This is a genomic window from Dictyobacter sp. Z7_2 (genome assembly GCF_057551105.1).
Map to the genome: position 1 here is coordinate 378,093 of NZ_BAAJPE010000002.1, position 26,266 is coordinate 404,358.

At 47.1% G+C, this 26,266-nt stretch carries 19 protein-coding genes; 4 read left to right on the plus strand and 15 right to left on the minus strand.

What is annotated here, in order from left to right:
• Positions 1–606, minus strand: coding sequence for an ECF transporter S component (locus AC27N8_RS15100; RefSeq protein ID WP_487068210.1), 606 nt, complete (start codon positions 604–606; stop codon positions 1–3).
• Positions 607–921: 315 nt separating this feature from the next.
• Here AC27N8_RS15100 and AC27N8_RS15105 point away from each other — a divergent pair, with 315 nt between their 5' ends.
• Positions 922–2,244 (plus strand): hypothetical protein, encoded by a 1,323-nt coding sequence (locus AC27N8_RS15105; protein WP_487068211.1) that lies wholly within the window; start codon positions 922–924, stop codon positions 2,242–2,244.
• Positions 2,245–2,351: 107 nt separating this feature from the next.
• On the opposite strand, the gene nadA is transcribed toward AC27N8_RS15105, so the two are convergent.
• The 8 genes from nadA to AC27N8_RS15145 form a co-directional block, all read right to left on the minus strand.
• Complete coding sequence (gene nadA / locus AC27N8_RS15110) at positions 2,352–3,539, minus strand: quinolinate synthase NadA (RefSeq protein WP_487068212.1); 1,188 nt, start codon at positions 3,537–3,539, stop codon at positions 2,352–2,354.
• 28 nt (positions 3,540–3,567) lie between these two features.
• Positions 3,568–4,410 (minus strand): carboxylating nicotinate-nucleotide diphosphorylase, encoded by an 843-nt coding sequence (nadC, locus tag AC27N8_RS15115; protein WP_487068213.1) that lies wholly within the window; start codon positions 4,408–4,410, stop codon positions 3,568–3,570.
• Entirely contained in the window at positions 4,403–6,079 is a 1,677-nt protein-coding gene (nadB, locus tag AC27N8_RS15120; RefSeq protein ID WP_487068214.1) for an L-aspartate oxidase, read from the minus strand. Before nadB ends, nadC begins: the two co-directional genes overlap by 8 nt.
• A gap of 167 nt (positions 6,080–6,246) precedes the next feature.
• On the minus strand, positions 6,247–7,788 hold the full coding sequence (locus AC27N8_RS15125; RefSeq protein WP_487068215.1) for a HAMP domain-containing protein: 1,542 nt from the start codon (positions 7,786–7,788) through the stop codon (positions 6,247–6,249).
• A gap of 100 nt (positions 7,789–7,888) precedes the next feature.
• Positions 7,889–9,274: an ABC transporter substrate-binding protein gene (locus tag AC27N8_RS15130; RefSeq protein WP_487068216.1), complete on the minus strand. Its 1,386-nt coding sequence runs from the start codon at positions 9,272–9,274 to the stop codon at positions 7,889–7,891.
• 84 nt (positions 9,275–9,358) lie between these two features.
• Positions 9,359–10,240 (minus strand): carbohydrate ABC transporter permease, encoded by an 882-nt coding sequence (locus tag AC27N8_RS15135; RefSeq protein WP_487068217.1) that lies wholly within the window; start codon positions 10,238–10,240, stop codon positions 9,359–9,361.
• A 19-nt stretch (positions 10,241–10,259) separates the two neighbouring features.
• On the minus strand, positions 10,260–11,234 hold the full coding sequence (locus tag AC27N8_RS15140; RefSeq protein ID WP_487068218.1) for a carbohydrate ABC transporter permease: 975 nt from the start codon (positions 11,232–11,234) through the stop codon (positions 10,260–10,262).
• Between the two features lie 55 nt (positions 11,235–11,289).
• Positions 11,290–12,585: an ABC transporter substrate-binding protein gene (locus tag AC27N8_RS15145; RefSeq protein WP_487068219.1), complete on the minus strand. Its 1,296-nt coding sequence runs from the start codon at positions 12,583–12,585 to the stop codon at positions 11,290–11,292.
• A 449-nt stretch (positions 12,586–13,034) separates the two neighbouring features.
• Here AC27N8_RS15145 and AC27N8_RS15150 point away from each other — a divergent pair, with 449 nt between their 5' ends.
• The 3 genes from AC27N8_RS15150 (at position 13,035) to AC27N8_RS15160 (ending at position 17,036) form a co-directional block, all read left to right on the plus strand.
• Positions 13,035–14,255 (plus strand): ROK family transcriptional regulator, encoded by a 1,221-nt coding sequence (locus AC27N8_RS15150; protein ID WP_487068220.1) that lies wholly within the window; start codon positions 13,035–13,037, stop codon positions 14,253–14,255.
• A 192-nt stretch (positions 14,256–14,447) separates the two neighbouring features.
• Positions 14,448–15,821 carry an NAD-dependent succinate-semialdehyde dehydrogenase gene (locus AC27N8_RS15155; RefSeq protein ID WP_487068221.1) on the plus strand — a complete coding sequence of 458 codons (1,374 nt, stop codon included), beginning with the start codon at positions 14,448–14,450 and terminating at the stop codon, positions 15,819–15,821.
• Between the two features lie 303 nt (positions 15,822–16,124).
• Positions 16,125–17,036 carry a metallophosphoesterase gene (locus tag AC27N8_RS15160; RefSeq protein WP_487068222.1) on the plus strand — a complete coding sequence of 304 codons (912 nt, stop codon included), beginning with the start codon at positions 16,125–16,127 and terminating at the stop codon, positions 17,034–17,036.
• A 182-nt stretch (positions 17,037–17,218) separates the two neighbouring features.
• Here the strand turns inward: AC27N8_RS15160 and AC27N8_RS15165 are convergent, their stop codons facing one another.
• The 6 genes from AC27N8_RS15165 to AC27N8_RS15190 all read right to left on the minus strand — a co-directional run bounded on the left by AC27N8_RS15165 (position 17,219) and on the right by AC27N8_RS15190 (position 26,182).
• Positions 17,219–18,280, minus strand: coding sequence for a glycosyltransferase family 4 protein (locus AC27N8_RS15165; protein ID WP_487068223.1), 1,062 nt, complete (start codon positions 18,278–18,280; stop codon positions 17,219–17,221).
• Positions 18,281–18,540: 260 nt separating this feature from the next.
• Positions 18,541–20,112, minus strand: coding sequence for a hypothetical protein (locus AC27N8_RS15170; protein WP_487068224.1), 1,572 nt, complete (start codon positions 20,110–20,112; stop codon positions 18,541–18,543).
• A 3-nt stretch (positions 20,113–20,115) separates the two neighbouring features.
• On the minus strand, positions 20,116–22,014 hold the full coding sequence (locus AC27N8_RS15175; RefSeq protein ID WP_487068225.1) for a hypothetical protein: 1,899 nt from the start codon (positions 22,012–22,014) through the stop codon (positions 20,116–20,118).
• Between the two features lie 245 nt (positions 22,015–22,259).
• Positions 22,260–24,065, minus strand: coding sequence for a lipopolysaccharide biosynthesis protein (locus AC27N8_RS15180; RefSeq protein WP_487068226.1), 1,806 nt, complete (start codon positions 24,063–24,065; stop codon positions 22,260–22,262).
• Between the two features lie 277 nt (positions 24,066–24,342).
• Positions 24,343–25,353, minus strand: coding sequence for a glycosyltransferase family 2 protein (locus AC27N8_RS15185; RefSeq protein WP_487068227.1), 1,011 nt, complete (start codon positions 25,351–25,353; stop codon positions 24,343–24,345).
• A 52-nt stretch (positions 25,354–25,405) separates the two neighbouring features.
• The gene (locus AC27N8_RS15190; RefSeq protein ID WP_487068228.1) at positions 25,406–26,182 is read right to left on the minus strand and encodes a glycosyltransferase family 2 protein; all 777 of its coding nucleotides are present in this window, start codon (positions 26,180–26,182) and stop codon (positions 25,406–25,408) included.
• Positions 26,183–26,266 lie beyond the last annotated feature (84 nt).

Below are 26,266 nucleotides of genomic sequence, written 5' to 3' on the forward strand. Positions count from 1 at the left end.
TTAATATGGAAGCTCATCACGAGGTTTCGTATCCGGGGCATGCACAAGACGCGCTTCCAGGATAGTAAATATACGCACGAGGACGACAGTGAAAACAGCAGCAATAATAGCCTCGATAATTGACTGTAATAGCACAGTTGGAATAATGACCTGAGCAGGAACATAACCTCGAATAATAATCGCAGCAACTACTAGAATAGTATTAGTAGCAGCGCCAGCAAAACCAGCCACGGCGGCGGCCAGATCGCGGTTGATACGTACTAGAGCCGCAAATACGGCCCACGCCACCAATCCGATAAAGAGGCGAGGAAGAATCGCAACAAGGGGATCTTTAAAAATAGGAGTGGTTGATCGAAAGAAACTGACAACACCAAAAATCAAGCCTGAAATGATCCCCACAATAGGGCCTGCAATAATACCTCCAACAATCGTTGGGATATGCTCGATCGTCGCACTACCGATCACACTAGGAAGTGGAATAAAACCAATGTTAGGCACCACACCTAAAATAATCGTGATGGCAGCCAGGACACCCGCAATAATAATACGCTCCGTTGTCAATGACCATGGTCGTGTACGAACAGAATTAACATCAACATCGCTCACGTGCATACTCCTTACAGAAGTAAAAGTCCACAATAAAACTGGGAAGATTGATGCATCAATACAAAAAATGATTCCTTAAGCAAAAGGACAATGAAAACTATACCTCTACACTAGCGTAACTTCTCTTGCAAGCTTACACAAATACCTGAACATTTGTCAAGCATTGTTGACAAATTTGACAAACTTAGTCAATAATATATTAGTGATATTTTGACAACACTATATTTAAAAGCAACTCGTGTCCGTACCAAGAAAAATAGTGAGCTACGCATTATAGCTACTATTCAAAATTTAGTAGTAAGCAGGGGGATTATAATGAGCACAGAAGAACACCTGGGCACAGAAAATGAAGAAAAAGCATTGGAAGATTTACTAAATTTCCCTCTTACCGATGCTTTATTTGGTAGACGATCACGCCGATTTTTTCTGGGAGCAGAAATACCTGATGGTCCGCTTGCATTCAAATCCAAACACGATCCAATTCCGCTCACAGAGCTAGAGAAATTATTGATTCTCACCTCGGTTGGAGGAGTCACAGGCTGGCATCACTCCATCACCCGTCACGAACGCTATGCCCCCCATCTTTCAAACTATCCGGGCAGCGCTGGCGGACGTACATTCCCTTCAGCGGCAGGTTTTCACACCAGCGAAGTTTTTTTTACCGATGATAGTGGCACCTATATCTTTAAGACACGTGATGCCCCAGCGCTTGTCCCACGAGCAGATGACGGCTCAATCTCGCTGGTAGAATTAGTCAAAGCTCATCGATCCCTCATCCACAAAATATCGGACAAGCGCATCTACATTCCTCCCAAAGAGCCGTACATGGAAGGGCATAACACCTGGGTCGCCAACCGACCCGGCTCTCTACTGGTCATTCCGACTGGCGATGTCGCCCAGCACGTCATAGCCAACCTCTGCTTCTACGCTCAAAATGGCTTTACTATCTATGATGATATCAATCATCAACATATTCCAGGCATCGAAAAGTTCTCAGATATCGCAGACGTTGAAAATCCCTATCCGCTAACCTTCCTGGATCAGTATTCTTTGACAGAATGTACGGCCGAGCTTTCGACCGCTGCATACGCAGGCATGCTGATGCAACAAGCTATTGGGCTCGGTGGCTGGATGTACAATGGTATCGACCGTTTGACGATACTGGGTGCAAGTGGTGATCCAGCCGTACCTGGCCTGGGTTTCCGTTATGATACCGATGAGCGCTGGTCATTACCTAATCCTACCGGTCTGGAAGGGATTTTCGAGGGACATACGCCACCCCACTATTCAAATATGCGAGCCGCAGTCGATCATTTTTGTGAGCGGAAATTTGGCACTGGAGGACCTTTCAATCCAGAGACAAGGGGACCATGGAGGGATAGCACTAAAGTTCGTGGAAGTGCGCAGGTCCACGATGAACATTTCAGAGAGCTGGTCGCCCTGCAAGCACAGTACATGTTTGATACCTTTGGCAAATTTCCTGCCACTGTACCATCCATTTTTATCTTGATGTATCTTCAGTCACATCACCTTGATCTCGAATATTACGATACGTTATTCGAACCTGGAGCCTATCTCAAGACACACGCTGAACATCTCGCAAAATGGCATCAACTGGATCATAAGTCAGAGCTCTAAATCATTCAGGCTTATGATACCATATCTCCATCACACAAAACGGCTTGTGAAGCATCTGGTGCGCTTCACAAGCCGAGAATTTCCTGCACGGAAGATGTACTGATAGATCAGGCGGCAAGAGAGAGCATACGCTCCAATGCAATGCGTGCCCAATATGTCATTTCTTCGTCAACGCTCACTTGATTAAGTACCTGACCATCCAGTAGCGACTCCAAGACCCAGGCAACATATGCCGGATGGATACGATACATGGTTGAGCAGGGACAAACGATCGGATCCAGGCAGAAGATGAATTTGTCCGGATTCTCTTGCGCAATACGATGGACGAGGTTAATCTCAGTCGCTACTGCCCACTGACTGCCTGCGGGAGCTTTCTCTATCTGCTCAATGATATATTCAGTCGAGCCATACAGATCAGCGGCCTCAACCACTTCCTGGCGACACTCAGGATGCACTATAACATTGATCCCTGGATAATCGATGCGTGCCTTTTCAATCTGCTGGACGCTAAAGCGCATATGAGTGGAGCAATGGCCCTTCCAGAGAATAATTTTCGAGTTCTCTAATACGGCCTCTGCATCATCAAAAGCCATCGGATCTTTAGGGTCCCAGACAACCATCTGATCGGGTCGAATACCATAATGCGATGCGGTATTCCTACCCAGATGCTGATCTGGAAAGAAGAGGACACGTTTCCCTTGCTTAAACGCCCAATCGATTACCTTTGGTGCATTCGACGAGGTACAGACAACGCCACTATTTTTTCCGCAAAATGCTTTAAGATTAGCCGCAGAATTCATATAGGTGACTGGAATAATACCAGCATCATCACCTATCGTCTCATGCAGAAGCTCCCAGCACTCTTCAACCTCGGCAATATTTGCCATATCAGCCATCGAGCAGCCCGCCGCCGGATTAGGTAAGATCACCTTTTGATGACGCTCACTGAGAATATCAGCGCTCTCTGCCATAAAATGGACGCCGCAGAACACAATATAATCAGCATTTTTTCGCTGAGACGCAAGTTGAGCCAGCTTAAATGAATCACCTCGATAATCAGCATATTTAATAATCTCATCACGCTGATAATGGTGTCCCAGAATCACCAGACGCTCACCCAGAGCGGCTCGAGCCTCCATGATACGTCGATCCAATTCGGCGCCATCCATCTCCGCATAAAACAGCGGAATTGAATCGGCACGTTTCGAGACATCATAGCGGGCACGCTTCTGTGGGTTTAATAACGGCAAGACATGATTTTCCTGGCTTACTGCACATTCTGACTTGATAGCCATGAATTCGCTCCTTATACATCAGCTATGTTTATGCAAATTCTAACGAGATATTAAAGTTTGGTGCTGAATGTGTCAGGGCACCAAGTGAGATAAAATCCACTCCGGTCGCAGCAACGGCAATGAGACGTTCCGGGTTAGTGCCAATATCGCCAGAAGCTTCAATCAAGACCTGCGGAGCCTGCTGACGAATAAAGGTCACAGCACGGCGCATCATCTCAACATCCATATTGTCGAGCAGCACAACATCGGCTCCAGCATCAATAGCGATCCGAACCTCATCCAAAGTTTCGCATTCAACTTCAATCTTGAGCAGATGTGGGGCCATGCATCGTGCAGCAGCAACAGCCTGTGCAATTCCCCCAGCCGCCTTAATATGATTATCTTTGATCAACACACCATCGCTCAAACCGAAGCGATGATTATGTCCCCCACCCAACTGAACTGCCATCTTTTCCAGAGCACGTAGCCCTGGAGTCGTTTTACGCGTATCCAAAATACGCGTCTGCGATCCCTCTAACGCACGCACGCTCAATGCAGTCAGGGAGGCAATCCCGGAGAGCCGACCCAGGAAATTGAGCGCCACACGCTCAGCGCTCAATAGTGAACGTGCCGGACCTTCCAAAAGGAGAAGAGTATCATTCTCCTGCACATGTGCCCCATCCTGCACCACTTGCTCAATCTGAATACGCTCATCAAAGACACGGAACGTCTCGCAGGCAACTGCCAGCCCTGCAATAACACCCGATTTGCGTGTAAGAATACGTCCTTTAGACCATTGATCGTCAGGGACGGTGCTCTGCGTTGTAATATCCGCATAAGCCCCATCCTCTTCTAAAGCACGCGTAACCAGATCAGCTATCAGCCTAGACATAGGAGCCTACCTCCTTATGAGCTAACGGTGATCCATAAGGATCAATGCGCAGAGGCTCAAAAACAAGGTGCTGTGACGCCATCTGTACATCAGCCGCTTGATAATCTGAACGCCAATGGCTGCCGCGACTCTCACGTCTTTCCAGAGCAGCTGCAATCACCAGTTCGGCTACATGCAACATGTTCACCGTCTCCAGGGATTGAGGATCTTGTCCCGGCGTTCGCAATAAAACTGCACGCATCGTACGTATCTGCTGGCGAGCAATCATCAGACCTTCCTCGTCACGGCGTAGCGACACATACTGCCACATTAACTGCTGCACACGCTGACGAACCTGTAATGCTGACCGCTCACCCACGAAAGCGGTTGACTGCAATTCAGCATCATCTAACGTATCATCATAGTGAATAATTGAACCAGAACGTCCAACAAAAGAAGATGCGCTTGTATTAGAGGACAACTTTCCACCTAATAGATCTGCAATACGAATACCGTATACCAGACCTTCTAAAAGTGAATTACTGGCTAAGCGATTGGCCCCATGAACTCCGGTACAAGAGACTTCTCCAACGGCATAGAGATTCGGTACGGTTGTACGTCCGCAAGTATCTACCATGACGCCTCCCATACAATAGTGGGCCGCTGGAGCCACAGGGAGCAGATCCGATGCGAGATCCAGGCCATATTGCTGGCAAAAGGCAGAAATGGTAGGAAAGCGCGCCCGCATTTTCTCCGCTGGCAAATGACGCAGATCCAGATACTGACAGTCGGTATGCTCTACCAGCATCTCACTGAGGATTGCGCGTGCCACCACATCGCGAGGAGCCAGCTCATTCTGAGCACTATAGCGCGGCATAAAGCGTTCACCGGCATGATTGCGCAGATACGCTCCCTCACCGCGCACAGCCTCCGAGATTAAATGAGAGACGCCATCAGTGACCAACACAGTTGGATGAAATTGCATAAATTCCAGATCAGTAAGCCCTGCACCTGCACGCCATGCCAACGCCATGCCATCAGCAGTGGCCCCACGAGGATTGGAGGTATGAAGCCAGAGACCTCCTGTCCCACCATTTGCCAGGACGACCGCACTTGCCGATAGTTCAAACGTTTCACCATCGCGCCGCAAAGCCTGCAAACCAACACAGCGACCATCGCGCACAACCAGGTCGCGCACAAATGTCTCTTCATAGACCTCAATTGAGGAACGTTTCTGTACAGCTGCCATCAAAGCGCGTTCGATCTCAGCGCCTGTCGCATCACCACCTGCATGCAAGACACGCCAGCGACAATGAGCACCTTCACGGCCTAAGAGTAACCCATCTGGTGTTGCATGAGCGTCAATTCCAGGCTGTGCGCGATCAAATTGGACGCCCATCTCGATTAGCCAGCGTACAGCAGCAGGACCTTGCTCGACCAGAATACGTACCGCCTCCTCATCACACAGGCCAGCACCTGCATCCAACGTATCCTGCAAGTGGAGCTGGGGATTATCATCTGCTCCCAAAGCCACAGCAAGACCACCTTGCGCATAGCGCGTATTGCTCTCACCAAGTTGTCCCTTGGTCAAAAGAGCCACACGTACATGCGCGGGCAAGCGTAAAGCCACTGAGAGTCCTGCAATGCCGCCACCTATGATAGCAACATCAAACGGTTGGCAGAGAGTCATGCCTTATTCTCCTTCGAATAAGTGTACATTGTACACTTACGACTCAGACAAAAAAAGAAAGGTGTTTATATTACACTAAGTTACCTTTCCTGACAGTGTACACAACTTTTTGGCGTTTGTCCAGTACTTGTTCCGGGGGAAGAGGATTTTTTTGCTCTGTTTGGAGATTAAGAGGCCAAAGGAAATTCCTCCTCCCGCAGCTTAAATGCATCAATTGATATATGCAAATTAGACACTAAGTGAGTCAATTTTTCCATCGTATGCATCGTCTCGTGCATTTTTTCATTGCTTTGTCTGCTGACTTCTTCCATATTTTCTAGCATATTTAATAGATACTGCAAGCTTTGTGGCTGGCGCTGAATATACTCATTAATACCGCCCAGGCCATCCATATGATGGCTCATTTCGTCGCAAAGTGACAGCATTTCTTCACTCTCATGTGCGCGATCCACCGTGTGCAATTTCTGGCACGTTTCATGACTGGTCTGTGCCAGATGCTGCGCTTCCTGGGCCACTATACAGGTCTCAGCAGCTATTTGTTCCACTGTTTTGATAATTTTTGTCGTGATCTGTAATTGATGCTCGCTACTGCTGGACAGTTGGCTCATCCGTGACTCCATAATTCTGGTCTGATTTTCAGCCTCATGAGTCACTGTCTTGGCGCGTATCACCAGGCAACTTAGTTCGTCGAGCATGTAGTTGAAAGAATGCGCCAGAAAACCCAGAGCATCTGAGGTAACTTCAGCGCGTGGACGCAAATCGCCTGAACCAACACCTTTCACTTCAGCAATCAGGCTCTGCACACGCGTCTCCAAGAACTCATGCTGGAGCTGAATATTTTTCATCAGCCGGACAATACTATCCAGCATAGCATTCATAGAGGCCGAGACCAGCGCTGTTTCATCGTGACCGGTCACGGCCGCCCGAGCATTTGTTTCGCCGCGTGCGATACGTTCAGTCAGGGAGACAAGCTGGCGCAATGGACGCGTGATTGTAAGGTTGATCAGGTAGCTGACAGCAAAGACAACCAGGATACTAAAAACGAACGCGACAACCGTCCACGTAATGATAGGATTGATTTTGAAAGTATTAATCTCGGCCACAATCTGACTCATATTCTCAGTCAGATCCACGAGATTATCCAGATTCCCCTTCAGGGGAAGATACTCTATATTGGCTTGAGCCACTCCTGCGGCCAGAGTAGCGTTACTCTTCCCTTGATCCATATCGAGCAAAACCTGATGCTGAGCATCGCTATAGATATGCCATTGCAAATCGACCACGTAAATCATGCTATGCTGGCTCACATGGACCTGATTGCCCTGACTATCATTTTGCAAGCTATCGTGAATACTTTTCATCTTTGGAGACGTGCTGATCTGGTAGTCCCGTTTGTAGATTGCCAGAGAAGAATTAAAATCATCTGTGAGCTGAACGATCTCGTGACTATTTTGAATATTGTCAGCGGTCGAACTGGTAGAGGCGTTAAGCACTTCTAGGAGCGCGTCCATGCGCAGAAGGTCAGCCTGCATTTGAGTCACAATTTTGACTGCACTATTGCCGGCCTGCACCGTATCATTAATGGTACTTAATGTATTAATGTACGAGCTACCCAGGATTGAAATCACCAGGCCCGGAATCAAGGCAGTTATGACTGCTGCCGCCATCAAGCGGCGTGCGATTGGCATATTCCTCAAAAATCGCCACATGGCCCATTGCTCCTTTTGAAGCGGTCAATAGCGCGTACTTAAAATTCGCACTAATATAACCACACAGAATCATCTATCCCAATGATAGCGATAGATAATATTAAAACGAGTGAGATGATGCATAAATAGATTTCACCTCATCTGTAAGCTTGAGCAGGCGAGGTTTCACTGTAGCTCCATGTGAGATCTCCTGTAAAGCTGTCACCACAGCAATAGCGGCAAGACTGTAACGGGGACCAAATGCAGGCGGCCTCATGGTCGGGATGACATTATTGATAAATGACTGGCTAATAGGATCAGCATAATATTGCTGATAGAGTTGAGGCTGCGTATTATAACTCCTATGCGGAAGCATGCCACCTTCAGGAATAAGGAAAGCTGTGATCACCTCTGATGACGTAGTCAGGAAATTGATGAGTTTCCAGGCCAATGCCTTGTTGCTGGCAGATGAGGCTATCGACAAATTGTGGATGTCCGCGCACGTCACTGGCTGACTGACGCCCCGACCCAAGGGAGTTGTAGTTACCGCGAAGGTTTGATTGACCTGCTGGATGGTACTAAATGCCGGGTTGATAGAGCCCATAATGCCTGTTAGATAAGGACCATCTAACTTAAATGCGATCGTCCCTTCCGCCATTAACTCTCGCTCTGCCTTGATAGCCAGATCAGGTGGGGTCCATTTTTTGCGCACAGCATCCTGTAACCACTGGAACGCTGCGATGGTTCCTTCATCGGCCCAATTGATCGTCATATCGCCATACCGATTAGCGACCATTGGATTGCCTCCAAAGGTCCATATCCAGGGCCAAAAACCTATCAGAGCATACTCTGTCACAGAGGTATCGAGCGCTATCGGATAGCTATTCGCTGGCAATTTCGCACGCAGAATGCTCATAGCCTGATTAAGCTCATCGATAGTACGCGGGGGACGAGTTGGATTCAATCCGGCTGCTGCCATCAATACTTTGCTATACCAGAAACCATGAGGTGTAATACTAAATGGAACTGCATACAGCGTATTTTTATAGGTACCGGCCGCAAAGCTATTGGGGAAAGCATCTTTCTGGAGCCAATCAGGAGATACATACGGACCTAGATCCGTCAGCGCTTCCATGCCAGCCAGCACATACGGACAATTGCCACTTAATTCCATCACATCCAGAGCGATCTTGGCCTGGATAAGATCGGTCGTTTGTGTCAAAACACCATCAAACGGCATCGCGATGTTATTGACCTGAACATTGTTCAGATTTTCAAAAGCTTGCAGAGCCGTATCAATATCATCGCGTGTTGCCGTTTCAGCAGAAGCCCAGTTAGCAAAATTCAGACTACTTTTAAGGCTACTCTCCTGAGCACTTGTGCCGCAACCCTGGAGCAGATTGCCAGTCACACCCAGCGAGAGCCCCAGAGCAAGTGCTCGTTTGATCAGATCCCGACGACTAACCCTTTCTTCGATCAAGGAAGGTACTAGTGTTTTGTCCCACATTGAGACAGCTCCCGTTTTGCTCCGTAGCAAATACTATCTACAGCGATAACTCTATGTGATCGGAGGCAAAGCAGAGCCAGACGTTTACCCTTTGAGACCACTCTGCTTGTAGCCTTCCACAATAAAACGTTGCAGCAGGAGAAAGATAACAACTAATGGGAGGATTGCAATCACTGCTCCGATAAACAGCTCATGTAAATTTAATACTTGAGCATTCAAAAAGTTGGACAGCACAACCTGGATAGTCCAGGCAGATGGATCTTGCCCAACCACGAGCGGCCAGAGAAAGGCATTCCAACTGGTGATAAAAGTAATGACGCTTAGAGCAGCAATAATACCATAGGAGTTCGGTATTACGATACGCCAGAAGATGCCCACATAGCCCAGACCATCGATACGGCCAGCCTCTTCCAACTCATGAGGAAAACTCAGGAAAAACTGACGAAAGAGAAAGGTCGTAAATCCAGCAAAGATGCCCGGTACTACCAGACCCTGAAATGTACTGACCCAGCCCAGATCAGAAACAATCACATACGTTGGCACATAAATCACTGCACTGGGAATCATCAGGGTAAGGAGCACTGCGAAAAAGACCACGTTTGACCAGCGGTAAGGAATACGCGCCAGACCATAGCCAGCCAGAGCAGAGACTAAGATCTGCCCCACAGTCTGCAACAGAGCGACCAGAGCAGAATTGGTCAGGCCGTCGATAAAGGGTACATCAGGATCGGAAAAAAGATCCTGGATATTCTCAAAGTGGAGCGTGCTCGGAAAAACTGTCCAGGTGCGCGAAGTGATATCTGCATCAGTTGACAGACCATTGCGCAACATAAGGTAGAAAGGCAGCAAGAATAATATTGCCAGGATGCTCAATACAATATAGCGCACGATCAGGCTCACTATATGCTTTGGTCGCTTGACCCGCCTGGGACGGCGTAACTGCCTCATGGACGTGGTTGTTGCCATATCTTGTCTTCCTTTTTTATTAATCGGCGCGACCAAAGCCCAGGAAACGCGCTTGCAGTAAGGTAAAGCATACGATGATGAACGTCAGGATCAGCGCACCAGCACTCCCATAGCCAAAGTTACCATCAGTCATCGCTATCTGATAGAGATAGACGAGTGGTGGCCGTGCCAGGATAGAGTTGCCGTTAGACATGATGTTGAAAAACTCATCAAATGCCTGGAAGGCTGCAATTACATTGAGCAGAAGGATGGAAATGGAGACATTCCGTAATCCTGGCAGAGTAATATAACGGAAGGTTTGCCAACCACCACTTGCGCCATCAACAGACGCCGCCTCATACAGCTCACGAGGAATATCCTGCAAACCAGCAATGAAAATAATCATATATAAGCCAAGTTGCAGCCAGAGACGTACCGTTACCAACACCAGCCAATACCAGGGAGGAACAGATGTAAAGACCCATTGGATGGGAGCAACATGGAAAATTGCCAACACCTGATTGGCCAGACCATAAGAGGTACCATTGAAGATGCTTACTTTCCAGATCACCGAGGCCAGCACGTAAGAACAGGCGGCTGGTAGAAAGAATACGAGGCGAAAGAAGCCCTGAGCAAAGGTAATACTCTTGACCAATAACGCGAGTGCCAGCGCACAGATAAAGGTCAATGGCACAATGAAGAGTGCAAAAACCAGGAAGGTTTCCAGAGCCAGCACAAAGTTAGGATCTGTAAGCATGGTATAGTAGTTAGCAAATCCTACAAATCCTTGTGGTGTGAGGGTCGAGCGTGCATCAGAAAAGCTGAGCACGACACTCCAGATGATCGGAATAAAGAAAAATACCAGCAGGCCGATGAACAAAGGCCCAACAAAACACCAGAAAGCGAGGGTCGTTTTCAGACTTTGGAAGTGCTGTTGGTTTTTGTGTATGTTCTCTTCCTTCGGCGAAACAAACGTCGTATCTGAGGTAGGAGAGAGTGAACTAAACCGTTTCATAGAACAATCCTCTGGAAATGGAGAGAGAGCATATATTGTCTCTCTCCACTTCATATTAGCTCAGTAATTTCTGAAGTTCCTTCGTGCACTGTTCTGCGGCCTGATTCAATTGCGGTAACGCATTGCCACCGTTCTTGATGATATTACTCACCGCTCCAGTCAAAGCTGTATCCATAGCAGCATCCCACAGCGGTGGTCTGGAGTGTCCGTACTGGTTCAGGATATTGACAGCAACTGCCGCCTGACCAGATTCCAGCTTTGTGGTTTGAGCTGCAATGCTCTTACGTGGAGGTACATGGAAACCATAACCAACATTCCAGTCCGTCTGAACTGATACCGTATCCAGCCAGAGAGACTTCACATAGGCCTTGGCGGCATCAACATCTTTGCTCTTAGCGCTAACCGACTCGGCCCAACCACCTGCGATGGTGGCTGGTTTACCCTGCGAACTTACGGGAGGCAAGGGGAAGATAGCAAAGTCGTCGCCCAGTGCCTTGGTGATACCAGGCATAGCCCAGAGGCCACACCACTGCATGGCAGTCAGGCCTTGCTCAAAGGCCGAGGGATCTGTCCAGTCAGTGGGGGCACCAATCAGCAACGCTCCAGATTTGTTCAGAGCATACAATTTCTCGTAACTGGCAGCGATGGCGTCCGTATTAATAGTGATTTTATTGTCCGTAGAAATTAAATCACCGATGGTCCAGAGAAGAGGATAAGTCAGCGAAGTAACGCCACCATCATTACCAATATAGAGACCCTTGTGGCTACTATTGGTCAATTTCTTGGCAGTTGTGATGAGATCATCAAACGTGGTGGGAGGCTGCTCGATGCCTGCCGTCTTGAACATGCTTTTGCGATAATAAATAAATTGTGGATCGCCAATCATGGGAATACCATAGACATGGCCATTGACAGTATATGGAGCCAGGCTTGCGGGCAAGAAGTCACTCTTCACGGAACTAATGATATCGTCCAGTGGCTCAACCAGGCCTGCTTTGACCTGTGACAATGAGACGTTTTGCAACTCAAAGACATCAGGGGCCTTACTACCCAGCAACGCTGTCTGCAATTTGCCCGGATAAAGGTCGGCAGTGCCAGGTATCCAATTGACGGTCACGTTGGCCTTTTTATAGGCTTTCGCATAGTTCAAAACTGCTGTATGAGTGCCTGTCTCACCATACTCATGATACCACTGAGCAAGTGGAGGAAGACTATTATTCGTTGTACTGCCTGTGCCAGCACAGGCAGCTAAAAATGAACTTCCCAGTGCGGCAGCTCCCAGAGCTCCACCTGATGACTGAAGAAAACGTCGGCGCGAGAAGGTTGAAGATAATGATCGACTTTGAACCATGTGAACCCTCCTTGGGGATTTCCGCTATTGTCGTTGTTGGCAAAAAGCAAGAGAGACTTACTCTCATCGGAGGACATTCTTCAGTACTAAAGATCAGATCTCAACATCGCTGGTTTTAGATGTGTATCCTCATCACCTGCCAGGCATCCATACCGCAAGAAATCAGGTTTTGTCTAACCATATGTACATCAGCGTTCCAGGATTCACATTTCCTCTGGTCCACCTGTTCGTGTACAACCACGAAAGAAATCTATTGACGTTGCTAATAGTAGCATACTAGCTTTTTATTGTCAACATAGTTTACAATAAATCTGGCACACCCTTTTCTGGCGCGGCGACGAGCGTAAAAATCATTTCAATCGCCTTGCGATTTCTCTTTCCTGTTGTTTACGCTACGAAAAAAAAGTGATAAGATCGGCAAATACTGGGTATGAATAAGGGGGAAGTTTATGCCTGCATGGCACCAACGCATCCTGGACCGAGGACGCCACAGTCAAAAATCCATCAAAGACAAGAGCATCAAAGGGACGGATCAACATCGTGTGCGAGAAGCCAATCGTCTCCTTGTACTAAACTACATCCGTGAGCGCAGTGCCGTCCCACGTGCGGAACTGGCCCCCTATACAGGTTTATCACGGACCGCTATCGGGAACATTGTGGATGAGTTGGTACAAGAAGGCATCATCCAGCAAGAAGAGCATCACAGCGGTAGTGATCGTCGTACAATTTTACTGTCCTTCAACGCCACTGCTGGCTATGTATTGGGAGCCACATTGGGGCATCAGCATCTCACAGTGCTCCTGACAAATCTTGCGGGCGAACCCATCCAACATTTAGAAATCCCTTTTTCTACCAGCAAAGGACCAGAAGAAGGGCTCCCTCTCTTAGGAAAGTTTCTGAAAGTGTTTGCTGCCGAGCAACAGATTGCCTGGGAAATGATTGTGGGCATTGGCCTGGGAATTATCAGCCCACTTGATCTCTTACCTCAGAGAGCTCCTATGCCAGCCTCATTCTCGCGTTGGGCAGGCACCAATATTCAAAAAGTCTTAGAGGAAGATCTTAATGTGCCTATCTATCTGGACAACGACGGCAATATGGGGGCTCTGGGAGAAAGCCAATACGGCGCTGGACGCAATGAAGAAAGTATGCTCTATGTAAAAGTCGGTTCGAGTATCTCTGGTGGCCTGATTCTCAATCATCAGGTGTATCGCGGTCATGTCGGAATCGCGGGTGAGATAGGGCATATTCCTGTGGATTTTAATGGCCCTCCCTGTCACTGTGGTCGTTCAGGTTGTTTGGAGACCATAGCCGGCAAAGAAGGTATTTTGCGCGAAGTGCAAAGCACGCTTCCTACGCTTACAACCGTCGCGCAAGTGATAGAGGCAGCAAAAAGAGGTGACGTTGTATGTACAGAGGTCTTAGATCGTGTGGGAAGATATCTGGGACTCGTTCTGGCTGGTCTGGTAAATACACTCAATCCCGTACTAATCGTTCTTGATGGTAGTACTATCATGCAAGCCAGAGAATTAGTCTTACACTCTCTACTTATGATGCTGGAAGCTCATAGTTTACCCATTGCATTTGCCCATACCCATGTCACGTTAGCGAAATGTAATGGTCTCGCTATCCCTTTTGGGGGTGTAGCGACGATCCTGGATGCACTCTTCTAATCTACTATTTTTTATGTCAACTGCGTTGTTATTTCTAATCTCTCAAACAGATAAAGCTAAACTTGTACGAAGACAGTGTCTCTTGAAAACACCCTTGCGATTCTACTACAAGTTATCATATTCTGCATATGACAAAACTTCATTGTAGAATGTGAGCAGAGCAGATTAACAGGATAATAAGGAAAACATATCATGGGTATCCAGTCGATCAATCCAGCGACAGAAGAAATCCTAAAAAAATTCGAAGCCTATACGCAAGATCAAATTGACCATGCACTCGGTGAGGCATCAAAAGCCTTCATCACATGGCGCAACACCTCCTTTAGTGAAAGAAGTGCCTTATTCACGCAACTAGCTGGCTACTTACGAACGCACAAAGATCGCCTGGCAAAAATCGCAACCCTTGAAATGGGAAAGCCCATCAGTGAGGCTGAAGCCGAGGTCGAGAAGTGCGCATTAAATTGCGAATACTATGCAGAAAAGGCTGAAGAGTTTCTCGCGCCCCAAAAGATGGAGAGTAATGGAACCGAAAGCTACGTCAATTTTCAGCCCCTGGGAGTTGTATTAGCCCTGATGCCCTGGAACTTTCCATATTGGCAGGTGATGCGCTTCGCCGCGCCAACACTGATGGCTGGCAATACGGCTGTCCTGAAACACGCCTCCAATGTCTCACAGGTCGCATTAGAGATCGAGCAGATGTTTGAGAGTTGTGGTTTTCCTCAAGGAGTTTTCCGCACAGTGCTGGTCCCTGGAGCCAAAACTGAAGCGCTCATCAAAGATCCGCGTATCGCAGCGGTCACGCTCACAGGAAGTGAAAAAGCGGGTATGCAAGTCGCTTCTGCCAGTGGTAGTGTTCTTAAAAAGAATGTGCTCGAACTGGGCGGCTCCGACGCGTATATTGTACTGGCCGACGCCGATATCGATGCTGCCGCTAAAATGGCAGTGCAAGCACGCAATCAGAATAATGGGCAGAGCTGTATAGCAGCCAAACGCTTTATCGTAGTCGAAGACGTCTACAACGACTTTCTAACAAAGTTTGTCGAGAACACCGCCAAACTTCAAATGGGGAATCCGCTAGACCGCAATGTACAGATTGGTCCTCTGGCTCGAGCAGATCTACGGGATGAGCTTGATCGTCAGGTGCAGGCATCGTTGCAGATGGGCGCGAATCTGGCGCTAGGTGGAAAAAAGGTCGGAGATAAAGGCTACTACTATGCCCCAACGATCATCTCAGAGGTTACTACAGAGATGCCTGTATTTAAAGAGGAAACGTTTGGTCCCGTGGCAGCAGTCATTCGCGCCCGTGATACCGAGCATGCCATCGCCCTCGCCAATGATTCAACCTATGGCCTCAGTAGCAACCTGTGGACACAGAATATCGAACTGGCAAAAAAATTAGTTACACACATAGAAGCTGGAGCTACATTTATTAATGGGATGACAGCTTCAACTCCGGCTTTACCCTTTGGTGGAGTCAAGCATAGTGGCTATGGAAGAGAGCTTTCTTACTTCGGCATCCGCGAGTTCGTGAACGTTCAAACGGTATGGATTGGTCCTAAAGTGTAAGCAGATCCAACTCCAAAAGTTACATAGCCGTATACATATAGAGAAGTGCAGCGAGTCTTCTTGTGGGGCTCTCATCTGAGATTACGTATCAGCATTGTATCAACCGTAGCCTCAAACGAGAGACCATCAGGAAGACATGCCTGTTTATAGCTCAATGTACAGAGAATCCTTAATTCATACAATATCCCATTCAGTATTAAAAATCTATCAGATTATGATCCATTCAAACTGTATGTACTAGATTCTAATTTGAGCACGTGACAGAGATGGCCACAATTATACATTATCTAGAAAAAAAGAAATATGGAACAAAACGAACAGAAACGAGATAAGCAACTCATTCGGAGGCGTAACTTTGTGAAAGGAAGCCTTTTTACAATTCTCGGCCTGGGTGTAGCCGGTGCTGGAACTATTTATTACGCAAAAAACATCGAGCCAAGCTGGTTTGATATTACCCATCATCAATTACATCTCTCACACATGACCAAAGCCTTCAACGGCTATCGTCTGGTACAGATTACCGATATCCATGCTGATGATGACTTCATGACAACCGATCGCCTGGCCGGACTAGTCCAAACAATCAATGCATTGAGAGCGGATGTCGTTGTGATCACAGGAGATTTTGTGACCGATTATCTACCAGCGGCCCAACGGATACTTACTGAATTAAGCAAGTTACGAGCACCGGATGGCATCTTTGGCGTGCTTGGCAACCATGATCATCCATCTGGAGTAGAGTGGGTACGCGAATGCTTACAAGCTGGTCAGGTCCAGGAACTTGCCAATACAACGCACACGATACGCCGAGGAGATCAGATGCTCCATCTTGTTGGCATGGATGACCTCTGGCCTCGTAATCGAGGGGTACCTGCACCTATCTGGACACACCAACCTCTATTACAGCAACTTACATCAAGCCTACCTGACCAAGGAGCAGCCATATTACTTGTGCACGAACCAGACTTTGCCGATGTCACAGCCCAGAATCAGCGCATTGATCTCCAACTCTCTGGACATTCTCATGGAGGGCAAGTACGTATTCCTTTCCATGGAGCAGTCTTTTTACCGCCATTATCACGCGTCTATCCGAAAGGTCTCTACCAGATAGGCAATCTAACCCAGTACACCAATGCAGGCCTCGGCATGCTTTCACCCCACATACGTTTTGACTGCCGTCCAGAAATAGCCGTTTTTGACCTGTACACGGCCTGATGTTTTATCACGGAGCTTGTTCAGTTTGGTAAATACGGATGAAACTGTACCTCGACCGTTTCTTTCTCAATACTAAACGGAAAGCATCGATCGGCGATACGTCAAAGAATCAAAAAAGGGAAGCGCAAGTGGATGCACTTCCCCCACAATCAAAAGGCACAGGACCATTGAATACTCAATTTCTACATAGAGTATGAAGGTATTTTGACAATAGTGTGATAAAGCATATTTAATTGTTCCGCACAATCGTCCCAGGTAGGTAGATGCAGTTGTTCTGGGATCAGTGGATGGTCCAATTGATCGATGACCGCAGCAGCCAATTCTGCTGGCGTACAATTAGGAGCCACTGCACGGGCCAGATTCTTCTCAGCATATTCTCTGAGAGCCGAAGTGTTTGAAACCAACACGGGACGATGAAGCGCGAGCGCTTCCATAATCGCAATCCCCTGTGATTCATATTCGCTGAGCAACGCAACCAGTGACGCCTGTGAGATCAGAGACATCATTTCTTCACGATTGCTGGCTGGAATAGAGCGGATTGTCACATATTCGGCCACTCCGGTTCTTTGTGCTATCTCACGTAGCTCGGCTTCATAGGGACCTGCTCCCAAAATCAATACACGAGCATCGGGACGAGATTCGCGTATTTTAGGTAGCGCACTAATGAGATGCTGATGTCCCTTATAGCGCTCCAATCGCCCGACCGAAACAATCAGCGCAGATGCGGGATCTCGCGTGGGCACTAATGGCACTTCAGGCAAGCTAAAGCCATTAGGAATAACGGAGAAGCGTTGTTCAGGCAGATGCAATACATTACGGAAATAATTTGTCTCGAACTCAGAAACACCGATGAGTCTCTCAGCATCCTCCAACAAAGGACGAAGCAATTTCCATTGTGTATCCCTAAACGTCGTTCTCAAGCGGGATGAGTGACCACCTGAATGAAATGTCACAACATAAGGTATTTTTTTGGCTTTGGCCGCAAACATCACGAGAGGAGGGAAAAATGTATGGCATCCCTGGCAGTGAATAAGATCCCAATTCCCTTCCTTAATAAATGAGCGTATAGCAGGAGCAATATAAAAATCGTGTGGTTGTGTCCATGCATGAATACGAACCACTTTCATGCCATCAACATCTTCCACGGCTGGCACTGCTTCAGGATGATCATGAGGAAATGTCGTCAGAAGAGTTACATTAATTCCACGTGCAGCCAGACGACGTCCCACTTCGTGAACGTGCATCTCAGTTCCTCCTGTATCAGGGAAATAACGTGGCGTTGTCATCAATATGTTTAGTGAATGTTGATTTCTGGACACAACTGTTCCTTTCAAATAATTTTACATTTTTTAATATCTTCATCATAAAGAATATAGTATTTATTGTTCCTTCAAAAGCAGACAAGAAAGAAGTGTCAAGAAGTATCAGAGTGTACCTGATACTTCTCTCATCTCTCATCACTGCAATCTACTACTATAAGAGACGTATATAAAAATATGTGCGGTTATTTTTCGATACGTGTAATCCTGGTTGCGAGTCGTTTTCTGGACGGTGTGCGATTATTGGTAAATGAAGGGCTCCTCTCTTCCATCGTCTCGACTGGCGGCTGACTTTTAGCTGGCACCTCATCGACTGGCGGCTGACTTTTAGCTGGCACCTCATCAACTGGCAACTGCCCTTTAGCTGGAGTCTCCTCAGTCGACATCTGACTTTTGGCCGGCAGTTTATCTCCAAAGGGTTTTTGAAGATGCGCTGCGCGGTCTATTGCCGCTGGTTCTGATACCGGGACATTGACATTCTGCCGTGTTGGCATCTGATCAATGTCATCATCAGGAAAACCACCATTCTTTATGTTAAGCTGCCTCTGCATCCATTTAGGTCCGGATACTTGAACAGTCTTATCATCATCTTCATTTGCCACCGACGGCGTAGGAGTGCTGGTCACATGGAGAGTTTCCTTCTCTTCAATGTCCTTGTGTATTTTTTCATCATCATAGTGGGAGGCTATACCTGGAGAGGCCGGCGGGAGAATATGCGTGTCTGCTTCATTGCTGCGCCGGGTGCTTGAGAAATCAAGCGCTGAAGGCATCTGAACAGTTTCTTGATGTTCAAATCTTTCGCGAGCTGCGGATGAAAGAGTCGCTTTCTCTATTTGTACCGTTTCCTTCTCTTCAATATCCTCCAGCATGCGAGCCACAGGTTGCTCAATTCTCTCACGCGCTGTAGAAATAGGGACTACATTCGCCATGTGCAGTGTTGCTCTCTCCTCAATATCTTCTGCGATGAAGCTAGTTGCAGGTTGCTCAATTCTCTCACGCGCTGCAGATGAAAGAACCGCTTTCTCTATTTGTACCGTTTCCTTCTCTTCAATATCCTCCAGCATGCCAGCCGCTGGTTGCTCAATTCCCTTACGGTTTGCGGATGACAGAGCTGCTTTCTCTATTTGTACCGTTTCCTTCTCTTCAATATCTTCCAACATACGAGCCGCTGGTTGCTCGATTCTCTGACGATTTGCAGAGGCTGGCGTTACATTTGCCATGTGCAGCGTTGCTTTCTCTCCAATGTCTTCTGTAGACATGTTAGCCTGCAAATTTAAGATAGGCTGAGGTCTTACGCTACGAACAATGGCATCCTCACTATCTCCCACCCCGTACGATGAAGCGCCGCTACGCGTACCTATAACGAGCGGATGTGTAAGCAAGGCACCAAGATATCGTACCAGTCCCACATGCCTATATACAAATATATGTGCATGTGTCGTTTCAATAATGACAGCTACGATGCTAGCAATAGCCAGCGTCATCAGAATAGCCGCTGGTGACCAATGGTCTGTATAGAGATAGATGCCTGCCACGATACCATCAATAGAAAAGCTCAACGCGAATGCCAAAGCCACTTTATCAACAAGATCTTTCAGGTGAAGAAAGCGCACCAATGCCATTCCTGGGCAGATGAAGAGGAACAGCATAATCAGAGGTGGTCTCACTACAGTACCAGGAACAACAAGCATCACGAGCAGAGCAGCCAGGGCAGAACATACGATGATGATCGGCCAGAGCACTTTTATTACACGCACGATCTATTGACCTCCTTGTGCTGAACTGGCAAGAGCATATATTTGTACGTCTGTATTATGATAAATGAGCGTGAAATCGCCCGATTTAGCCACCGCGCTCTCTAACGTGGCCAGACTCCCTGATGGTAAACCAGAAGTAGCATTGAAGGTTGCAATCTCGCTGCGCGTGAAGATAAGATAGGCATTGGCCCCGTTACTTTCTCCCTGCATAGCTGTAACGATGGCAGGCACATCCACCTTTTGTATATCAGTAGTTGTTTCGTCTGTACTCCCCAGGTCATCAAGGGCATATTTTTCATAATCCTTGAACTGCCAGGGACCGCCTAGCCAGCACGTCATGAATAACGAATGGGCCGGGGCGACATTATATAAGTAACTCACGCCTGTATATTCAGCGTATGTCATATAATCGTCACGTTCGTTTCCATAGCGGGTGAAAAGAAATCCTGAAATCAAGATAAGGTTCACAGCCACCAGAGCTACATTTTGCCAGATAGGGCGTTGTAGAAAAGCAAGAGGCAAACGTCCAATAATCGGAACACGACGTATCGCGGCTATAGGTGAACTATAAAACAGAGCGGCAGTAAAGAAGGACATCGCCGGTAGCGCAAACATATAACTGCGTAACAGCATCTCACCACCATACGGCTGAGCGATAAATAATGGGAAAGGTGCCAGTGCCAGAATGACCAACGAGGCATCCTTCTTCTTATTCAGCATACGCACCACCGCCCCTAAAAAGGCAAGCCCCCAGAGAACCATCGACATATAGATACGCAGCTTCGCTACAATAGTATGATCAATATTACCTGCAACGCGACTTGAGACGTTGTTGCTAAACGACGAGAAGATATGTAAGCCGGAGAAGACCATACTCGTATGGCCAACAAGAAAGGTGTGAGCTGCCACCAACAGCCAGAAGGCCACCATTGCAATCATAGCCACCAGTAGCCACCAGAGCCGTACGCGATGAAAAACGATCAACCCACCCACACTTAACAGGGTAAAAAAGGGAGTTAGTTGATGACTACTGACATCGAAGGCAAAAATGATCAAGAAGCAGGCGAGCAAAAGCAAGCGCATAGCAGGGCTGGCCGGTGACTGCAAAGGATCGGCAGCCGTTGCCCACTTGTAAAATGGAGTTAAAAAAGGAATGCGACGGAGGGGAGACCATAAAGGACGGGCAGGCATATCCACTGGCATCTTGAACCATTTTACCAGGATAGCAATCATCATCATATACAGAAAAAAGTTAAAGCCCTGGGGAGAGAAATAATCTTGCCAGATCCAATTTGTCAGATAGAAAACCCAGAGGGCGAACCAGACAATACGCTTATCTCGCGTAAATGACGTAAAGATCATGTAAAGCGGACCAAAGTAGAACACAGCATAGGCAACAGGAGCCCAATCCGCATAGGGCAAGATACTACTAAAACCAGCGCTACTATTAAAAAAGGCGGCCAACGAGAAATATATCGGCCAGCTAAAATAGGCATCGAGGTTAGGATTGCTCGTCCCTGTACGTTGAATAAATTCGGTATAGCCAGCATGACGATACACAATATCAAAGCGAGGCATCTGCTCAACCAACATTGTGAAACCATAAAGCATAAATATCATGAGTGCTATATGAAGAACCAGGATAGGAACTCTATATGTATGGCGCTGTAACGTCAGGCAAAAACTCACAGTCATCAGTAGAATTGCCGCAATCATAATTGGCGGCATCACTGACACCAGACCAAGATCCGACATCTGCCCTACATTGACAGCCCCCAGAGAGAGAAACCAGACTAGAAAAATGACAAGAGGCAAGATGGCACATACGATATCCATCACTTGTATGCGTGGTATTGAAGATTGCGTTTTTATAGTATGTAGTGAGCGAGTAGTCTCTATCATTCATTATTCTCTATTCTTTAACGTGCGATTTATGTATGCACAGGTGCGTTTTAGTAATTATTTAATTCAGTCCCTCTCAATTCGCCCAAGATCAGTATCAATATCATCGCGTGACAAATCCCCATAGGTGGAAGGCACCCGAATAAGTAGACACGTCAACATATGCATAGCATAATCCCTAATAGATCGTGACAAATGTGAGTACAAATCTCCTATGAGATGATAGCACGTGAGAACATCAGAGACTAGGTATTGACTTCCTCCTCCACCGCTTTGGAATCGGGCCTGCTGACAACACGAGGATGTTCCATTGTATTCATACGTTCTACGCGCATTTTTTTGATTGGCCTATGTCGAGATGATCCCGACATATGATCATCTCCTTTATTAGCTGAGACCAATACTGGCTCAGGCTGATGCGAGTCCGAAGATGCTTCCTTAGATTGATGAGAGGCCGGCGGTGTTGGTATCTTAATACTACGCATTTTGAGCGTTGGAGCATTCATAAACTCTACGATCTGATCTCCTGAAACTTCTGTATCAGGAAGATACTTTTTCGCCAGATCATTGTCTGCCTGAGCTGCTTTACTCAAAGTTGCTTTATTCAATTTGACTGTCGGTGCATCCATCTCATCTTCATCATAGAGCTGTGATTTCTTCAACCTGACGGTTGGAGCATCGAGAAATACAATACTACGAATGGTATCTGTAGGAGAATCAATAGCCATGATCTTCATGGATACAGTAATTGATTGCTCAATACTACTCCCAAAGCCATCCAGTTGTGGTCCCCAATCATCCAGAGCACCCATCGCAGGAATATCAAGTCCTCTCAAGGTACGAACCACTGTCGGGCTCATAATGATCGCCTCAATAAACATTCCGGCAACCCAGCCCAGACTCAATCCAGACAAACCATAAAAATGTGTTCCGACCACCGCCATCACGAGTTCTAAAACGCTGCCGACTGTAATCGGGATGATCGCTTTTGCCACATGATCTTTGATACGATGAATGGCAAGATAGTGATATTTTATGATCAGGGGTAGCGAACCAATAGCCAGGATTCGTAGGCTCCAGGCGGCCTGACTGGCGTAGGCGGGACCAAAAAAGCCGAGAATAAATTGTGCTCCTACGATCAGTATCAAGCCTGCAATCAAGCTCACACTTAATGACAGTCCAACAGTCATACGCGTCTTCTGTGGTAATGTATGTATCTGCGTTGCATTGGTGGCATGGAGAACCGTGGTTAGTGAACCAATCACAGCAAAGATAAAATTTGCAATCATTGATGCATTGTAGAAATATGCATTAGCGGCCGCCGAGACCATAATAGTAGCAATTAATGGCAAGATTTGAGTTGGTGTTTGATAAATCAAGTTGAGGATGTAGTGCTGAATGGCTGAACGACCAACTTTGCGCATCATCCCCCAATGGGGTCGCAAACTTCGCTTTGTCTGCCTCGCCTTAACGATTCCGTAGACAATCAAAGGAAGCATGGAGATCAAATTGCTGGCTGACCAGGTCGTATAAATGGAAAGACCACTCTTTTCAGATACAAAACGTGCCGCCAGAAAAAGCAAAATTAATTTTAATATAGAAAAAAGTGCGTTCCGCCAAAACTGTAATCCTCCCCGCAACATAGCAATCATACAGGTATCCAGGATGATTGTCACCGAAGTAAGACCGACACCTAACGCAAACAGGATAATACTAGGAATGTTTGCTCCAATAGGCTCCAAGTCTTTCGCCAGAAAAGGACTGAACAGGGCACACAGGACACCGACAGCGGTTCCCACTGCGCCAACCAGAATAAGGGCTGCACTGATAATTGTGCCTTCTTGCCCTCTATTGCGTGGTATCTCACTAATCAACAGGGTACTCAAACCTAGTAAACAAATACTTGAGAGCAGCATCATAGCTGAAGTTGCAGCTGAAGCAAGACCAATCGCCTCCACGGGGAAAAGCTTATCAGCGACAATCCAATAGGCGAAACCGAGCCCCGATGTAATCAACATAGTACCGATCAGGGATCCAGTATTCGACAACATGACACTGTTATTCTTCACCCATTGAGTGAGTAGCGAAATTCTCACTGACAAAAACCCCCGCATCGTACAATTATATATTTGAATTCATACACATACATTGATAGATCATATAGTGCATTTTCGCCAGCAATACATTTCATTTCCATGAAGCAGCAATCCTTATTGCATAACTAGTCGGTCGATTAGCATTGTACCATCATCACTTGGAGATCAGTAACCATTAGCCATTTCTACCTAGACAATTTTTCTTTGAAAATTCTCTAAACCAGCCACCTTATCACCTTACCTGTTCATTCAAAGACTCCGCTACAGAAGACGCTTTAATCGCGTATGGTGTGCTCTCCATGGGTTTAGCAAAACAGCGACCAACCAGGTAGCCTGAGGTGGTGATCAATAATCCAGCCACAATGGCACCAGCCCGTGCCAGACCAGCAGCATCCCGCCGCCAGATAGCCGCATTCAAGTTACGCAGAACCCCTTTGGGCAATGTCTGTAACGTATAAGAGCTTTCTGCGGACAACGAGTCCTTAGCGCCCACAAAACGCGCCACAAACGCTTTTGAGATGCCTTCCGCGTAACATCGCGTCCAGAAATAGTGCCAGCGTGCACGTTGGGTCGGGACCCGATGAGAGACCTGTGCCAGAGGTAAGAATAGAAATGTACGTTGTGGCCAATGCTGCCGAGCGCGGATACACAACTCTGTCTCCTCACATCCCACTGGACGCGTACCCACACGCCCGATGCCACTGCGAAATCCGCCCACCGTCTCAAAAACTTCGCGGCGAATACACATGCTGGCGCCGATAGGATTACGCACAGGTGCGATCGTACGAGGAAGTCCAAGGTAGGTACATCCAACCACCCAATAAAATTCCTCTGGTAGCCATGATGGCTTCTGATCGACCCACTGTGGGAGGACGGTGCCTCCAGTTCCCAGTATATCGGGATCAAGCATATTCTGGCTTAATTGCTCCAGCCATCGCGCATCGGCAATCGCATCATCATCAAGGAAGGCCACCAGAGTACCCGAAGCCAGTACGATACCACTATTACGAGCCCCCGAAAGGCCACGCTCTTCCCTATTTTCCGTCACCACAATCCCAGCCAGTTGTTCCTGCGCACGCAGGAACAACTCGGGATTATGATCAATAACGACAATAATTTCTGCTGCCTGTCGTGTCTGATTCTGTACTGATGCAACTGCATCGGCAAGATCGTTCCAGCGCTCCAATGTATAAGCGCAAATAATAACAGAAATAGTCTGGTCTTTAACTGTTGTTAGACTCATAAGCAAATTCTTTTTCTCGAACGATTGAAATAAAGGTACATTCAATCCCGCACTACATCACAATTTCAGTCGATGATACCGGAGAGGCTATTCTCTCATAAGAAGGCTCAAATGTCACATCCGCTGGCTTAAATGTCACACCAGACACACGCCTCTCACGTAGAATAGTCATCAACACACGCCAACCATCACGGAATGTACGCAGATTGCTCTGACCATGAATACGTGCATGTTCCATACTTGGTACTTCAGCGATTTTCATGCGCGACTTGTACATGCGTAAGCAGAGCTGCGTCTCGATTTCAAAGCCAGTACAATCAAACTGGACATAATCAAGGCATTGTCGCCAGAAGGCATTGTACCCATAACAAAGATCGCTATACTTTTGACCAAACAATATATTGACAATAGTACATAAACCGTAGTTTCCCAGGGTGCGTAACCAGGTCAGATCATCACTTCCTCCGCCCTTAACAAAACGAGAGCCCTTAGCAAAATCGTAGCCAGCCGTCAAGACTTCAACAAAACGGTAGATTTCCCCTGGATGCGCTGAACCATCCGCATCAAGCATAATAATAATATCCCCTGTACAAGCCGCAAAGCCCATGCGCATGGCATCGCCTTTACCTTTACCCGTCTGCTCCAGGATACGAATCGAGGGATACAGCTCTTTAGCAACAGCGATTGTATCGTCGGTCGAATGACCATCTACCAATACCACCTCAGTCACGATGGAAGGAATTTTTGGTAAAGTATGATAAAGATTTTTGGCTTCATTCCTTGTAGGAATTACAACACTCACGCTTAGATTTTGTGTTTTCTCTTGCATAAAAGTACCCTGATCAACCTTATTTTACTAATCTAAAAAATTTTAGTTGAGAGTAAATTTCATATATTTACCCTCATTTACACT

Excerpts from the sequence above, each read along its gene's own strand:
- AC27N8_RS15175 (WP_487068225.1), bottom strand. The coding sequence starts at position 22,014 with ATGATAGAGACTACTCGCTCACTACATACTATAAAAACGCAATCTTCA.
- AC27N8_RS15105 (WP_487068211.1), top strand. The coding sequence starts at position 922 with ATGAGCACAGAAGAACACCTGGGCACAGAAAATGAAGAAAAAGCATTG.
- AC27N8_RS15140 (WP_487068218.1), bottom strand. The coding sequence starts at position 11,234 with ATGAAACGGTTTAGTTCACTCTCTCCTACCTCAGATACGACGTTTGTT.
- AC27N8_RS15190 (WP_487068228.1), bottom strand. The coding sequence starts at position 26,182 with ATGCAAGAGAAAACACAAAATCTAAGCGTGAGTGTTGTAATTCCTACA.
- AC27N8_RS15160 (WP_487068222.1), top strand. The coding sequence starts at position 16,125 with ATGGAACAAAACGAACAGAAACGAGATAAGCAACTCATTCGGAGGCGT.
- nadC (WP_487068213.1), bottom strand. The coding sequence starts at position 4,410 with ATGTCTAGGCTGATAGCTGATCTGGTTACGCGTGCTTTAGAAGAGGAT.
- nadA (WP_487068212.1), bottom strand. The coding sequence starts at position 3,539 with ATGGCTATCAAGTCAGAATGTGCAGTAAGCCAGGAAAATCATGTCTTG.
- AC27N8_RS15130 (WP_487068216.1), bottom strand. The coding sequence starts at position 9,274 with ATGTGGGACAAAACACTAGTACCTTCCTTGATCGAAGAAAGGGTTAGT.
- AC27N8_RS15155 (WP_487068221.1), top strand. The coding sequence starts at position 14,448 with ATGGGTATCCAGTCGATCAATCCAGCGACAGAAGAAATCCTAAAAAAA.
- AC27N8_RS15180 (WP_487068226.1), bottom strand. The coding sequence starts at position 24,065 with ATGTTGTCGAATACTGGATCCCTGATCGGTACTATGTTGATTACATCG.
- nadB (WP_487068214.1), bottom strand. The coding sequence starts at position 6,079 with ATGACTCTCTGCCAACCGTTTGATGTTGCTATCATAGGTGGCGGCATT.
- AC27N8_RS15125 (WP_487068215.1), bottom strand. The coding sequence starts at position 7,788 with ATGTGGCGATTTTTGAGGAATATGCCAATCGCACGCCGCTTGATGGCG.
- AC27N8_RS15145 (WP_487068219.1), bottom strand. The coding sequence starts at position 12,585 with ATGGTTCAAAGTCGATCATTATCTTCAACCTTCTCGCGCCGACGTTTT.
- AC27N8_RS15185 (WP_487068227.1), bottom strand. The coding sequence starts at position 25,353 with ATGAGTCTAACAACAGTTAAAGACCAGACTATTTCTGTTATTATTTGC.
- AC27N8_RS15135 (WP_487068217.1), bottom strand. The coding sequence starts at position 10,240 with ATGGCAACAACCACGTCCATGAGGCAGTTACGCCGTCCCAGGCGGGTC.
- AC27N8_RS15150 (WP_487068220.1), top strand. The coding sequence starts at position 13,035 with ATGCCTGCATGGCACCAACGCATCCTGGACCGAGGACGCCACAGTCAA.
- AC27N8_RS15165 (WP_487068223.1), bottom strand. The coding sequence starts at position 18,280 with ATGCACGTTCACGAAGTGGGACGTCGTCTGGCTGCACGTGGAATTAAT.